Annotated in this window: 14 protein-coding genes; 9 read left to right on the top strand and 5 right to left on the bottom strand. The window is 52.0% G+C overall.

What is annotated here, in order from left to right; all coding sequences use genetic code 11:
- The first annotated feature begins 106 nt into the window (after positions 1–106).
- From ACYU8Y_RS15960 to ACYU8Y_RS15945, 4 genes are all read left to right on the top strand, one after another.
- On the top strand, positions 107–961 hold the full coding sequence (locus ACYU8Y_RS15960) for a methylated-DNA--[protein]-cysteine S-methyltransferase (protein ID WP_460938946.1): 855 nt from the start codon (positions 107–109) through the stop codon (positions 959–961).
- Positions 962–968: 7 nt separating this feature from the next.
- A complete protein-coding gene (locus ACYU8Y_RS15955) occupies positions 969–1,667 on the top strand; it encodes a 2OG-Fe(II) oxygenase (protein WP_460938944.1) in 699 nt (232 codons plus the stop codon).
- Complete coding sequence (locus tag ACYU8Y_RS15950; RefSeq protein ID WP_460938942.1) at positions 1,664–1,924, top strand: Ada metal-binding domain-containing protein; 261 nt, start codon at positions 1,664–1,666, stop codon at positions 1,922–1,924. Before ACYU8Y_RS15955 ends, ACYU8Y_RS15950 begins: the two co-directional genes overlap by 4 nt.
- A 346-nt stretch (positions 1,925–2,270) precedes the next feature.
- Positions 2,271–4,298: an alpha/beta hydrolase domain-containing protein gene (locus tag ACYU8Y_RS15945; RefSeq protein ID WP_460938940.1), complete on the top strand. Its 2,028-nt coding sequence runs from the start codon at positions 2,271–2,273 to the stop codon at positions 4,296–4,298.
- Positions 4,299–4,310: 12 nt separating this feature from the next.
- Here ACYU8Y_RS15945 and ACYU8Y_RS15940 read toward each other — a convergent pair whose 3' ends face one another.
- Positions 4,311–5,849 (bottom strand): aminotransferase-like domain-containing protein, encoded by a 1,539-nt coding sequence (locus ACYU8Y_RS15940; RefSeq protein ID WP_460938938.1) that lies wholly within the window; start codon positions 5,847–5,849, stop codon positions 4,311–4,313.
- A gap of 26 nt (positions 5,850–5,875) precedes the next feature.
- Between ACYU8Y_RS15940 and ACYU8Y_RS15935 the strand changes: the two genes are divergently transcribed.
- The 3 genes from ACYU8Y_RS15935 (at position 5,876) to ACYU8Y_RS15925 (ending at position 8,175) form a co-directional block, all read left to right on the top strand.
- Positions 5,876–6,499 (top strand): pyridoxamine 5'-phosphate oxidase family protein, encoded by a 624-nt coding sequence (locus ACYU8Y_RS15935; protein WP_460938936.1) that lies wholly within the window; start codon positions 5,876–5,878, stop codon positions 6,497–6,499.
- A gap of 70 nt (positions 6,500–6,569) precedes the next feature.
- Complete coding sequence (locus ACYU8Y_RS15930) at positions 6,570–7,226, top strand: FMN-binding negative transcriptional regulator (protein WP_460938934.1); 657 nt, start codon at positions 6,570–6,572, stop codon at positions 7,224–7,226.
- Positions 7,227–7,269: 43 nt separating this feature from the next.
- On the top strand, positions 7,270–8,175 hold the full coding sequence (locus tag ACYU8Y_RS15925) for a cation diffusion facilitator family transporter (RefSeq protein ID WP_460938932.1): 906 nt from the start codon (positions 7,270–7,272) through the stop codon (positions 8,173–8,175).
- A gap of 3 nt (positions 8,176–8,178) precedes the next feature.
- On the opposite strand, the gene ACYU8Y_RS15920 is transcribed toward ACYU8Y_RS15925, so the two are convergent.
- Together ACYU8Y_RS15920 and ACYU8Y_RS15915 are read right to left on the bottom strand one after the other, a co-directional pair.
- On the bottom strand, positions 8,179–8,787 hold the full coding sequence (locus ACYU8Y_RS15920; protein WP_460938930.1) for a hypothetical protein: 609 nt from the start codon (positions 8,785–8,787) through the stop codon (positions 8,179–8,181).
- Positions 8,788–8,923: 136 nt separating this feature from the next.
- The gene (locus tag ACYU8Y_RS15915; protein WP_460938928.1) at positions 8,924–9,826 is read right to left on the bottom strand and encodes an SDR family oxidoreductase; all 903 of its coding nucleotides are present in this window, start codon (positions 9,824–9,826) and stop codon (positions 8,924–8,926) included.
- A gap of 234 nt (positions 9,827–10,060) precedes the next feature.
- Between ACYU8Y_RS15915 and ACYU8Y_RS15910 the strand changes: the two genes are divergently transcribed.
- On the top strand, positions 10,061–10,255 hold the full coding sequence (locus ACYU8Y_RS15910; protein WP_460938926.1) for a hypothetical protein: 195 nt from the start codon (positions 10,061–10,063) through the stop codon (positions 10,253–10,255).
- A 117-nt stretch (positions 10,256–10,372) separates the two neighbouring features.
- On the opposite strand, the gene ACYU8Y_RS15905 is transcribed toward ACYU8Y_RS15910, so the two are convergent.
- Together ACYU8Y_RS15905 and ACYU8Y_RS15900 are read right to left on the bottom strand one after the other, a co-directional pair.
- Positions 10,373–11,110: an OBAP family protein gene (locus ACYU8Y_RS15905; protein ID WP_460938924.1), complete on the bottom strand. Its 738-nt coding sequence runs from the start codon at positions 11,108–11,110 to the stop codon at positions 10,373–10,375.
- 126 nt (positions 11,111–11,236) lie between these two features.
- On the bottom strand, positions 11,237–12,454 hold the full coding sequence (locus ACYU8Y_RS15900) for a glycosyltransferase (protein ID WP_460938922.1): 1,218 nt from the start codon (positions 12,452–12,454) through the stop codon (positions 11,237–11,239).
- Between the two features lie 342 nt (positions 12,455–12,796).
- Here ACYU8Y_RS15900 and trxA point away from each other — a divergent pair, with 342 nt between their 5' ends.
- Positions 12,797–13,141: a thioredoxin gene (gene trxA / locus ACYU8Y_RS15895; protein WP_460938921.1), complete on the top strand. Its 345-nt coding sequence runs from the start codon at positions 12,797–12,799 to the stop codon at positions 13,139–13,141.
- The last annotated feature ends 71 nt before the right edge of the window (positions 13,142–13,212 follow it).

The following is a 13,212-nucleotide window of genomic DNA, read 5'->3' as shown; positions in this document are numbered from 1 at the left end:
GCGAAAGATCATCCCCAACCAGCTGTGCTTATCAACTCCGCAAGAATCGGGTTTACCACAATGATGTTTCCGGCGACCTTTGTTCTGATCAAACAACAGAAACAGCATGAACACGAACAGCAGTCCATATACGTATCAACAGATTGCCCAGGCCATAGAACACTTGACCGCTTCATTTCGTGAGCAGCCTTCCCTGGGTGAACTCGCCGAAAAAGCGAATCTGAGCGAATTCCATTTCCAGCGGTTATTCTCGGAATGGGCTGGTGTTAGCCCGAAAAAATTCAGCCAGTACCTAACCCTCGAACATGCCAAAACAAGGTTGCGTAACGGCGCTGCGCTAGCCGATGCGGCCTATGATGCGGGCCTCTCCGGTACGGGTCGATTACACGACTTATTCGTCAGTATTGAAGGCGTAACCCCTGGCCAGTTTAAGCAGGCGGGTTCGGGATTGAGGCTCGTCTATGGCCTGTTCGAGAGTCCATTTGGCCAATACATACTGGGCGCTATCAATGGGAAAGTCGCTCTTCTGCATTTTCTGGATCCGGACGGTAAACCCGAAGCCATTCTAACAGCGGCCTGGCCCGAAGCCGCCTACGAAAACAATCCGGCGGCTCTACAGCCACTGGCCGATCAGATTTTTCCGTCAATGGCTGCGGCAACTTCACAGCCAATACAACGGATTTCCGTTTTACTGCGTGGGTCTGCTTTTCAACTCAAGGTATGGGAAGCACTCCTGAAAATTCCTGAAGGTCAGTTGGCTAGCTATGACCAGATTGCCGCCCGCGTTGGGCAACCCACAGCCTCCCGGGCAGTTGGCACGGCGATTGGGTCGAACCCCGTCGGCTATCTGATTCCCTGCCACCGGGTTATAAAAAAGACGGGTCTGTTCGGTGGGTATCGCTGGGGGACCGATCGAAAGCAGGCCATGCTCGGTTGGGAAGCCGCTCAAACCGATAAATAAGTAGAAAATGATGGACTTAACCACCCTCGATTGGCCCCAGCATCGGCAAACCCTCTCTGAAACTGGATTCGCGTTGCTACCTTCTGTCCTATCAGCCGATGAATGTCGGGAAGTAGCCGACCTGTTCGACACGCCATCGCTGTTTCGCAAAACGATTTTGATGCAGAACCATGGCTACGGACGTGGTACGTACAACTATTTCAATTATCCGCTGCCTCACCTGATCGACGCGTTTCGGCACCAGCTATTCAGCGAGTTAGCACCCGTAGCCAATGACTGGCATGATAAGCTTGGCATCAGTTTGCGCTACCCAACCGACTTGGGCGAATGGCTTGAACGATGTCACGAAGCTGGCCAAATGCGTCCAACACCCCTGATTCTAAAATATGGACCGGGCGACTGGAACGCACTCCATCAGGATATGTACGGCGAGTTATACTTCCCGTTTCAGGCTGTTTTATTTCTGAGCCAACCAGGCAGGGACTACAAGGGTGGTGAGTTCGTTATGCTCGAGCAACGTCCCCGGATGCAGTCGAAAGCAACCGTTGTTTTACCAGAACAAGGTCAAATCCTGCTCTTTACCACCAGATTCAGGCCCGCCAAAAGTGCGCGGGGCCATTTTCGGGTGGCTATGCGGCACGGGGTCAGCCAAGTTAGAGAGGGGTGCCGTATTAACGTTGGGTTGATCTTTCATGATGCCGCATGATTCGGCACGTTGAGTTGGGCTCGACGCTTTTTTCCCGATTACGAGCGTTATTGGTACTTGTGCGTCTTGGCCGGGTCGGGCTCGGTGGCCATCGGCCCGGCAAAATTTACGGGCGGCTTACCTGCCGCACGGGCAAGCGCATGAAGGTTGACAACCGCGTCTTTTTCTGGGATGAAGCCGAGGCCATTCAGGCAGGCTACCGACCCTGCGCGGTCTGTATGCCGACCCAATACAGATCCTGGCGGAGCAAGCAGTGAACAATTGGACTTGACGATGAAGTAGATTTAGATTTCCTTAACCATTTTACCCCTAAATCCCCTGAAGGGGACTTTGTCCACTCATAAGTAAAGTCCCCTTCAGGGGATTTAGGGGTAAAATGGACCAAAGAACAGTCCTAATGATGGCCAAAGGAGTAACCCTAAGCAGCTTTTATGTTTTGGATTTTTTTAGTCAGTATAGTGATGAGAATTAAAATAAAGCCAACTTGTAACATGGCCTCCGATCTTTTCCAGCTCCTCAGACAAACGTCGCCTAAACCGGGCCGATGGAACGACGTCAGGATAAGACGGGCGCTGACTTTTGAACTAGTCAAAACATATGCTAATGCCCTTTTCACTCACTCGTCTACTCTGCTCACTGACTCTTACAATCGCCTTCTCTCTCCCCATTCAGGCGCGAATTATCCGTATTGAGATCACTGGTATTCAGTCGCCCACGTTTGAGGGCAAGACGTTTGGGAAGGTGGGCGCCTATGAAAAACTGCGCGGCAAAGCCTATGGCGAACTGGACCCAACCAGCCCGACCAATGCACTCATTACGGATATTGCACTGGCACCGCGTAATGCAAAGGGGATGGTGGCATATGTCATGGATATTTACATTCTCAAGCCCATCGATCTCAACAAGGGCAACCACAAACTTTTTCTGGAAATAAACAACCGGGGTGGCAAGCTCGTTGGTGGATTCAACAAAAGCAGTGGTGGCAATGATCCAACCACCGCAGCCCAGGCCGGTAAGGGCTTTCTGATGAATAGGGGCTACACCCTGGCCTGGAACGGATGGGACTGTTCGGCAGCGCCGGACAACAACAACCTCACCATCAGTGTGCCCGTTGCCCGAAACGCCGACGGATCGTCTATTACAGGACCGTCCTACGAATATATCTCCTTCGATAACGCGACTTCATTAACCTATTCGCTTGCGTACCCAGCCGCCACGCTGGACCAATCCGGGGCGACACTTACGGTGCGCGATCGGTTAGGCGATCGGCCCACCGTTATTCCGGCCGATGGCTGGGAATACGCAACGGATAAATCCATTCGGCTTTTACCAGGCGGGACGTCCTTCCGACAAAGTGCCATTTATGAGTTCCATTACATAGCCAAAGACCCCGTTGTGGCCGGAATAGGCTTTGCCGCTACCCGCGATTTCGTCTCCTTCCTGCGGTACGCGGCCACCGATGATTTTGGCAATCGAAATCCGCTGGCGAACGACATCCAGTACACGTTTTCGTATTCGGTCTCACAACCCGCCCGCTACGTCAATGATTTCCAGACGCTGGGCTTCAATGCCGACGAGCAGAACCGGCGGGTGCTGGATGGCATCGAAAACTGGCTGGGCGGAGCCAGTGGTATTGCCCTCAACTACCGCTTCGCCCAGCCGTCGCGGACGGAGCGAAATCGCCAGAATCATTTATACCCGGAAGGCGTTTTCCCCTTTGCCTATCCTGTCCTTACCGACTCACTTACGGGAAAAACCGCCGGACGCCTGGCTCGGTGCACCGCTAGCCATACTTGCCCAAAAGTAGTTGAGATCAACTCCGCCAATGAATATTGGGTAAAAGCCGCTTCGCTGCTGCATACCGACAGCAAGGGACAGGATTTGCCGGACCCCGATAACGTCCGATTTTATCTGGTATCCGGTGCACAGCACGGAGCAGGTAATGAAACCAGTAAGGGCATCTGTCAGCAATTTCAGAACCCAACCAACGGCGAACCAATCTTGCGGGCACTCTTTATGGCGCTGGATGCCTGGGTGACGAAAGGCATTGCCCCACCAGCCAGCCAGGTACCCAGGCAGTCAACCAAAACGGCTGTTATTGCCGTGCCGCAACCAGGTTCTCAAACGGGGGTGGTGCCGCAGGCCGCGCTTGGCTGGCCTACCCTTCCGAGCGTGACCTACACGGGACTGATCACCACCCGCTACCTGCTCGACTTTGGTCTCTCATCTGGTCATGGCATTTTAACGACCTTTCCAACTAGTGTCGTCGGGCGGCCTAGTTATGTCAATTTTGTTTCGAAGGTTGATAAAGATGGCAATGAAGTGGCTGGGATTCGGTTACCGGGTGTTGCCGTACCCATTGCCACCACTACCGGCTGGGCGTTGCGCCGGTCCGAATATGGTGAGAATGACGGCTGCGAAGGATCGGGTCAGTACATCCCCTTTAAAGCAACAAAAGCCGAACGGCTATTGACCGCCGACCCACGATTATCGATACAGGAGCGTTATCAAACGCACCAAGACTACATAAAGGCCATCCGGAAGTCTGTGCAGAAACTAGTCGACCAACGCTTTTTACTGGCAGAAGATGCAGACGTTTATATCAGGAGCGCTCAGGAAAGTAATCTATAGTCTCCCTATTGCTCAATAAAGCACTTTTTTCAGCACCTGAACACTTCGCTCCAGTTCCTCTTCCGAACTCGATGCAAAGCCCAGCCGCGTTCCGTTTAACCGCTGACCAGGTGGATTATGAAAAACACCATTCGACAAGATCAACCCTTGCTGGGCTGCCCGGTTGGCCATAGTTTCCATGTCGATAGCCGGGTCAAAGCGAGCCCAGACGGCCAATCCTCCGTCCGGCTTCGTAAATTGAATCGCATTCGGTAACTCATTGGCCAGCAACGCGCAAAAATGATCCCGACGCGTATGGTACGTGCGTAGGGCTTTGCGAAAATGACGTTTTAAATCCCCCGTTTTGAACAACAGTCCGATAGCAAATTCCAGCATCGGATCGCCTTGCCGGTCAATGATGCGCCGGAGACGGGCCAACTCGTCGATCAGCGCTGTAGGAGCCACTACGTAACCAATCCGGAAGGCCGGGGCTACCGATTTGGTTAATGACCCGACATACACGACCATTCCCCGACGATCGGCACTGGCTAAAGGCAAAATCGGTCGACTGAGGTAGTGAAAATCATAATCGTAATCATCTTCCAGAATGATAAATCCGTACTGTTCAGCGAGTTGCAATAATCGAACACGTCGGCTGGGGTGAAGCGTTACGGTGGTTGGATAATGATGGTGGGGCGTTACAAACACCAGGCGAATCGGCTGCTGTTCGCAGTAAACAGCCAGTTTATCAAGGTCGATGCCGTGTTCGTCGACCGGTATGGTACGTACCGTAGCGCCTGCTTTTCGGAAATTCATGGTAGCACCCGCCCAGGTCGTTTCGCCCGTCACGACCACATCGCCCGGCCGCAACAGTACCTGGCTGGCGAGGTGCAGGCCCATGATACTGCCCCGCGTGATGAGTACATTATCGGGCGTAGTTTGCAGACCGCGGGTTTCGTTCAAATGCAACGAGAGCTGCTCCCGGAGCAAAAGATGCCCCTTCGTGTCTGCATAACCAAAATGCCGTTGCGGATTCCCCCACCGAAAATAAGATCGATAGGCCCGGCTCAATTCGTCCATCGGCGCCAGCCGAATATCAGGAAAACCATCGTCCAGATGCAGACCAGACTGGGTGGTCAACACGGGGCGGACCAGAAAATCAAGCCTTTCAAAAGGGTAACCGGGTTGTTCATTGGTTAGGCTATCCTTCGATAATGACTCCTCGCCCGACATCAGAGGCTGTGGCTTTACGTCGGGCAGGTGAGACGCTACATACGTGCCGCTTCCGGCGCGGCTTTCGAGCCAGCCCTGCGCCATTCCTTCGTCATAAGCAGCTACTACCGTTTGGCGATTTAACGCCAGCAAGTTGGCCAGTTGGCGGGTGCCGGGCAGCCGTTGGCCCGGCAATAACGTGCCGGACCGGATCAACTGTCCAAGCTGATTGCTGAGTTGCACAAACACAGGCAGTGACGATGCCTTATCGAGTTGAATCAATGACGGTAAAGGAACCACAACCGGACTAGTTGATTTATAAAAACCGGACGATTTGCGTAGACCACTAAAACAAGACATTTGTGGTCTAAAAAGCAAGAAAATCTATGCAAACCCCACGCACAACACCCAGCCGTTCGGCCAAACGCGCGCACTACGACGAAGCAACGATTTACCCGATTCTGGACGAAGCCTTATTCTGCATCGTCAGTTACGCCGTTGATGGCCAACCCATGGCTATTCCGACGGCCTTTGCCCGCAAAGATGATACGATTTATATCCACGGTTCGGTTGGTAGTCATTTTATCCGGGAGCTGGAGAAAGGCGGTCCTGTTTGTATTTCGGTCATGTTGGCAGACGGGCTTGTGCTGGCCAAATCAGCGTTTAGTCATTCCGTGAATTACCGCTCCGTGGTTATTTTCGCTACTGCTGAAAAAGTAACCGACGAGCACGAACGGATGGAAGCACTGGCACTCATTACCGATCATTTGATTCCGGGTCGCTGGGCTGATCTGCGCCCTACAACAGCCAGTGAGATGCGCAAAACAACCATATTGGCCTTTTCGTTGGCCGAAGCATCAGCAAAAGTACGTACGGGTGGGCCTAATGATGAACCCGAAGACAAAGACCTGCCAACCTGGGCAGGCGTGATTCCAATGCAAACCGTACGGCTGGCTCCGGTAACCCAGGAAGGTCAAACGGCTATTCCGCTACCTGATTACCTTGTCTGACAGGGATTGCCTTAATTTATTGCATCGCTGGCATCGGGTCAGCGCTAAACGCCACAGTATACTCGTCATCATGTATATACCGAAATCCTTTCAGGAAACCGACCGCGACACGTTGTTTCAATTCATCCGAACTCACTCATTTGCCTTACTGATCAGCACCGGCGACGATGGCATTCCAGTAGCCACTCACCTGCCGATTGACCTTAGGCCGACCGCCGATGGTCAATTTCAATTGGTCGGTCACGTAGCCAAAGCCAATCCTCACTGGAAACTGTTTGCACATGGCACACCATCACTGGCTGTATTTTCGGGGCCACATAGTTATATTTCCTCGTCGTGGTACAATCACGTCAATGTGCCTACCTGGAATTATCTCTCAGTGCATGTTACCGGTCAGACAAGCCTTTTGACGGAGGATGAAACCCTGAATTTTTTACGGCAACAAGTTGATAAATACGAAACAAAATCGGCCTGTCCCGTATCGATCGAGAGCATGACCGAGGCTTACGTCCGGAAGGAAATGCGTGGTCTTGTTGCTTTTTCGATGACCATCGACAAAATGGAGGGTGCGGCCAAACTTAGCCAAAACCGTGACGATACCAATTACCAGGTGATCATCTCCGAACTTCGCCAGACAGGCGACCCAACCGCCGATGCGCTGGCGAACGAAATGGCAGCCCGACGCCCCTCACCTCCTACTCCCCCGAACCCGATCAGCCCCACCTGATGACAGCTACAAACATACCATTCCTCAAACCAGTTGAATCGGTATGGCATCGTCGAAGACCGCAATTTATACCGCCCTGGGGGCTAATCTGGCTATTGCCCTCACCAAATTTGTAGCCGCTGGCGTAACGGGTAGCTCGGCCATGATTTCGGAGGGAATTCACTCCCTGGTGGATACCCTCAACGAAATACTACTGCTGTTGGGCCTGAAACGAAGCCAGAAACCAGCCGACCATAAACGGCCTTTCGGGTATGGCCGAGAGCTTTATTTCTGGTCTTACATCGTCTCGCTGCTCATCTTCGCGGTAGGGGGCGGGGTGTCGTTTTATGAAGGCATCACGCACATACAACACCCGGAGCCAATCGAAAATCCGCAATGGAATTACATCGTGCTGGGCATTGCGCTGGTGCTGGATGGCGCATCGTTGGTGACAGCCTTCAAGGCGTTCAACGCCCAACGGGGCAATCAGCCGTTCTGGTCTGCCGTTAAAGACAGCAAAGACCCCTCGACGTTTGTGGTTTTGTTTGAAGATGGCTCCGATGTACTGGGGCTAATTATTGCCTTTCTGGGTGTGTTTCTGGGGCATCAGCTCAATAATCCGTATCTGGACGGGCTGGCATCTATCCTGATTGGCATCCTACTCATGGCGGTGGCGCTGCTGCTGGCTCACGAGAGTAAAAGTTTACTAATGGGCGAAGGAGCCGACCCGACTATTGTGCAACAAACCGTTACCCTAACTGAAGCCGACCCGATTGTGATAAAAGCCCGGCAAACCCTCACGTTCCAAATGGGCGTTAATGATATTGTGCTTATCCAACGGGTTCTGTTTGTACCCAATCTATCGGCCGATGATATTATTCAGGGAGTAACCCGTATTCGGCAAACGATTCAGGCTGCCGAACCCAGCATTAAGCAAGTATTTATCGAGCCCGTTGGTGATTCCGTTTGACGACTACACATGCACCAGGTAATCCGTCAGTAATTTCCACTGAAGTTTCTGATAAAAGAGCCAGCCACCTTCAGCAATCACGGTATTAACCAGGGCACGATCTCCGGCCTGGGGCCCCTCGTTGTTAATGCCTTCGTGTTTTCCAATCTCCGATGCCGTGATGGTATTGCCCGACAACTCGACCCGAAACGTACTGCTGGCCTCGGCATGAAAAAAGTGTTTTATTTCCTCTGATTGCCTGTTTCGAGGATCTTTACTGGGCTTAACCGTAAACTCGACTCGCTCTTCGGTTGTAGCCGAATCGACGATCTGCACCCAGTTTTCGGGCATGGGTCCGGGCAATAGTATCTGAATATAATCGCCAACCTGAGGTGGTCCACCGGCTTTGGGCTTACCCGCCGGATCATGCAAAACAAAGTCAGCGGTAAACATAGACAGCCCCGACCATCCATTTACATTCAGCAGTTTCTCCACGGAGCGACCAAAGGCCTCCTGTGCACTGGCCTGATCAGGAAACGTATGCTGGCTGGCATAAACCTTGTCTTTCGTTTCCTCCCCCTGAATAACGTTGGCTTCGTGCTGAACCTGATCCGTGATATTTTTTTGCGCCATACATGTATCGAAAAATAACCAGGTGAATAAAAAGCTTCGACAAAGCTGATACCTGTAGCTATCTGATTAGCAGAGCCGTCAGCTTTGTCAAAGTTCAGCTCAAGTCCGGTTGACTAGTCAACCGGACTTGAGCCAATCAGATCGTTGGCGAACCACCCGTTACCTGTACCGTGCTGCCCGTCATGTAACTGGAATCATCGGAAGCCAGCAAGACATAAATCGGGGCCAGTTCGGCGGGTTGACCAGCCCGTTTCAAGGGCACATCCTGACCAAATTTCTGTACCTTCTCGGGCGGCATCGTCGACGGGATGAGCGGAGTCCAGACGGGGCCCGGCGCTACGCAGTTGACCCGAATGCCTTTCTCGGCCCAGACCTGAGCCAGGTTGGCCGTGAAGTTCTGGATAGCGGCTTTTGTAGCGGCATAGGCCAGCAGTTGAGGGCTGGGCTTGTAGGCATTGACCGACGTGGTATTCACCACGGTACTACCCGGCTTGAGGTGTTCTTCGGCTGCCTGGCACAAGTAAAACATCGCGAAAATATTCGTCCGGAATGTCCGGTCAAGTTCGTCCGTCGAAATGTCCTGCAACGACTCATGAGCCATCTGATACGCGGCATTGTTTACCAGTACATCGAGCCCACCCAGTTCGGAGACAGCCCGTTGAATCAGTTGCTTACAATGGGCTTCATCCTGAATGTCGCCAGGCACCAGTACAGCCTTCCGACCTGCCTCTTCCACATAACGGGCCGTTTCGCTGGCATCTTCGTCTTCGTTTAAATAAGAAATCAGCACATCGGCTCCTTCGCGGGCAAAGGCAATGGCCACCGCCCGACCAATGCCGGAATCACCGCCCGTAATGAGTGCTTTGCGCCCCTCCATCTTACCGGAACCCCGGTATGACGTTTCGCCGTGGTCGGCCTTGGGCTGCATTTCGCCTTCCGTACCGGGTACGGATTGATCCTGATCAGGGTAAGGTGGTTGAGGGTATTTTGTTAGCGGATCCTGTTGGGTAGACGAGCTATTCGGGGTCGTTGAGTTCATAATTTACCAGGTGTTAAACTGTTGACAATACAACTAACTATACTCCGCACGGCACAAATCGTTTGGTAGTGTTACCGTATGGTTAGGGAACGGCCTGTTTCGCCGATCCAATAATCCTTCTGGCATGTATTTCAGGCATCAGCACCGTTTCCTCATTTCCAGGACTGTACTCCGTAACCCGTTAGTTAGTAGTGCGCACCAGCGAGGCAGAGACGCTGCCCTGGGAGACCAACTATGCACAACCTATACCGACATCAGCGCCTTACATTCATTTCTTTTTTTTGGCTATTGACCAGTGCATTCTCCATTGCACAAACGGTTCGGGGCCGGGTAACGGATGCTACGAACGGAACCAGTCTGCCCGGCGTATCCATTCTGGTTACTGGCCAGAGACTCAGTTCGGCTTCAACGGAGGTTATTATTTCCTGAATCTATCCGCGAATTTTTGAAGCAAATGACCAATCGCCAGACACTTACCTTGCCCGCTCTGACCCGCCTTATTCCCTGCGGAAATTCTCCGCGAAAGACCTCCGGTTGAGCAAAGACTTAGTGGTGTGCGTGCCTGGTCAGGACGGGTAGTTGAACGACATCGCCCGTTTGCCAGGCATCCGCACCGGGCTGAACGGGCGGTGCCGGAATATCGGCGCGGTTCTTCCGCTTATCGGCGGTCGAGATCTCAAAGCGCCGGTCACGATCCTGTTCCAGTTGCCTGTTGAGCTGACCATCTTTCAGGAAACCCATCATTAAGGCCGGGCTACCCAGGGGCAGTTTCAGGTCCTGATCCGTATGCCAGGTATGCCAGGTTTTGCCGTACGTACTGACGATGGTCTCCATCAGTTCATGCTCGGCCAGATCGGGCAGCCCCGGCGCAATCAGGGAGCCACTTTTAACTTCGTAGCGATGGCTGTGCCAAAGTTTTTTTTCGTCGGCAGGCAAGGTTTTAAATAGTTTTTCGGAAACGATATACTCAACACCCATGATCTTGGCGCTATCGCCATTGCCATCGAAAATGACGCACTGGGTCAGGTCTTCGTTAAGCTTGGTGCAGTAATGATGCGCTTCCATCTGACCCGCCATATGGCCGTTGTAGAAGTGAAACCCGTCGAGGTAAATAGTCAACTTATCGACGGGTTTCCTTACCTGTACAGCCGTAGCACCCACTTCGAGTACTTTTGTTTTCGCCGTTTTTTCCTGACCGGGCGAATTGACGTTGGATGGGGTATTACTTCCTCCACAGGCCAGCGCAAGGAGCCCTAAACTGGTTATACTCAGTAAATTTTTCATGCTCGATTCGGATAACCCAGGTTTTCTGTCAGGTGCCGTACTACCGGTTTAGCCCGGCTTATAAACTTACACGAAGCAAATAAGCCGGGCTTCTTGCGACCCGGCTTGTCGATTTGGTTGGTGTCTTTACTTTACCGCAGCATAGCTTAACTGCCCTATCAATAGCTTCTGCATTTGCTGCCAGGTACGATCCCAGGACTGTTCCCGTAAGAATGTATCCAGTGCTGTCCGATCCGATGTAGACGCGTACCGAATCATCTGGCCCAGCGACTTTTCGATGGCGGCTGCTGAATCGGAAATCAACATCTGATCCCATCCTCCATATGTTCGCTTTACATCCCGGATTGGGGTCGCTACTACGGGTAATCCAGCCGCCAGATATTCGGGCGTTTTGGTTGGACTGATATACCGCGTGGCCTCATTGATTGCAAACGGCATCAGGGCGGCATTCCAGTTACTGAAGTAAGCGGGCAGTTCGGTATAAGCCTTCATACCCAGGTAATGCACGTTGGGACCTTGGGGTAACGTGGCGGGGTCTATTTTCACAACCGGCCCTAGCATAACGAACTGCCAATCGGGCAACCGCAGGGCCAGGTCTCTCAGTAAATCAAGGTCAAGACGTTCGTCGATAACGCCACTATAGCCAATACGCGGACCAACTAGATGGCGCTGGTCTTCCGGATCGGGAAGTGGCTGGCGAGCTTTCTCAAAGTGCTCATAATCGATGCAACTTGGAAAGGCAAACACGTTTTCGTGCCGCGAGAGTTTGGCCTCGTATAAGCTGTACCCGCCCGTAAAGACGATATCGGCAAGGCCGAGCAGCCGTTTTTCTTCGTGAAGCAACTGCGGAGACGCCCCCTTGAAAGCCGATAGCTCATCCATACAATCGTACACGACTAATTTCGGACGAAGGTGATCCGTGAACAGCATGGCCATCGGGGTGTAATACCAACTGACGTAATCGTTGATATGCTGCTGCTCGATCAGTTGATCGACTAATTGCCGCTGTAGCCGTATGGCCGTTTCAGAATCAATACCGTGGGGTAGATGAGGCACCACCACCCGGATGTTATTGCCTACCGACCGAATGTCCAGATGAAGCGTATCATGCCAGACAGGTTCCTCAATGTACCAGATTCGCCACTGCTGGCTGGCCCGGATCAGGAGGTGTTGTGGGCGCTGATAGACAAAGTTCCAGCGTAAATGCATAAAGCAGATTACATCCTGAATAACCGCCCCCGAAGCCTTGGGCGTAAGCGGTATCTGTTCTCGTAAACGGTTTAATTCATTGACGGTTTGCTTCTGGATTCTACTGGATGAGTCAATTTTATTTTCAGTATTCATAGATGGCTAAGACACATTTAGGATTAGTAAACCACAGAAGCCTTACGACTCTCGCGGGTAGTAGTATCAGGCAAACCAGCGATGCCGGATAGATGCCTTTTTTTATCCTTACTATAATGAGGAAATGGTCCTGTTTGGAAGCACGAATACGTTTTAGCCGCCCGGATACCTCTGTCCGTTGGAGAACGTTAGCCATTTACCCAAACGGGATTGCGCGGGTTAGTAAGCGGTTTAAGTAAAGTCAAGGCTGTGGAAAGCGGACGCGCCAACAACTCGGAACTAAACGACCTGAAAACGGTTTATGTGCATGAAACAAGTTCAACTAATAAACTCATTTCAGTCATGGCAGCAGGAACACATGCCGTAGAAGCAACCGACGCGAACTTCAGCGATCTTATAAATTCTGACAAACCCGTTTTAGTAGATTTTTGGGCCGAATGGTGTGGTCCTTGTAAAATGATCGGCCCCGTTGTTGAACAACTGGCTGGCGAATACGAAGGAAAAGCCATCGTTGCCAAAATGGACGTGGATCAAAATGCTCAGGTTCCCGCTAAATTCGGTATCCGTAGCATCCCAACCCTGATGATTTTCAAAAACGGTCAGTTGGTCGATAAAGTTATCGGTGCAGTTCCTAAAAACGTGCTGGAGCAAAAACTTCAGGGCGCTCTGGAACCAGCCGCTATCTAGTAAGCTCTCTAGTAACATAAAAAATGCCGCCCTGAATCATTCAGGGCGGCATTTTTTATGTTCTAAGTAAT

The organism is Spirosoma humi, from assembly GCF_054776575.1.
The sequence above is the reverse complement of the archived record's forward strand: the minus strand, read 5'-3'. Positions and strand labels throughout refer to the sequence as shown.

Bases quoted from the DNA above. Each gene is read 5' to 3' on its own strand.
- ACYU8Y_RS15910 (WP_460938926.1), top strand. From the start codon at position 10,061: ATGCACAACCTATACCGACATCAGCGCCTTACATTCATTTCTTTTTTT.
- ACYU8Y_RS15920 (WP_460938930.1), bottom strand. From the start codon at position 8,787: ATGGCGCAAAAAAATATCACGGATCAGGTTCAGCACGAAGCCAACGTT.
- ACYU8Y_RS15915 (WP_460938928.1), bottom strand. From the start codon at position 9,826: ATGAACTCAACGACCCCGAATAGCTCGTCTACCCAACAGGATCCGCTA.
- ACYU8Y_RS15945 (WP_460938940.1), top strand. From the start codon at position 2,271: ATGCCCTTTTCACTCACTCGTCTACTCTGCTCACTGACTCTTACAATC.
- ACYU8Y_RS15925 (WP_460938932.1), top strand. From the start codon at position 7,270: ATGGCATCGTCGAAGACCGCAATTTATACCGCCCTGGGGGCTAATCTG.
- ACYU8Y_RS15940 (WP_460938938.1), bottom strand. From the start codon at position 5,849: ATGTCTTGTTTTAGTGGTCTACGCAAATCGTCCGGTTTTTATAAATCA.
- ACYU8Y_RS15960 (WP_460938946.1), top strand. From the start codon at position 107: ATGAACACGAACAGCAGTCCATATACGTATCAACAGATTGCCCAGGCC.
- ACYU8Y_RS15950 (WP_460938942.1), top strand. From the start codon at position 1,664: ATGATTCGGCACGTTGAGTTGGGCTCGACGCTTTTTTCCCGATTACGA.
- trxA (WP_460938921.1), top strand. From the start codon at position 12,797: ATGGCAGCAGGAACACATGCCGTAGAAGCAACCGACGCGAACTTCAGC.
- ACYU8Y_RS15955 (WP_460938944.1), top strand. From the start codon at position 969: ATGATGGACTTAACCACCCTCGATTGGCCCCAGCATCGGCAAACCCTC.
- ACYU8Y_RS15900 (WP_460938922.1), bottom strand. From the start codon at position 12,454: ATGAATACTGAAAATAAAATTGACTCATCCAGTAGAATCCAGAAGCAA.
- ACYU8Y_RS15930 (WP_460938934.1), top strand. From the start codon at position 6,570: ATGTATATACCGAAATCCTTTCAGGAAACCGACCGCGACACGTTGTTT.
- ACYU8Y_RS15935 (WP_460938936.1), top strand. From the start codon at position 5,876: ATGCAAACCCCACGCACAACACCCAGCCGTTCGGCCAAACGCGCGCAC.
- ACYU8Y_RS15905 (WP_460938924.1), bottom strand. From the start codon at position 11,110: ATGAAAAATTTACTGAGTATAACCAGTTTAGGGCTCCTTGCGCTGGCC.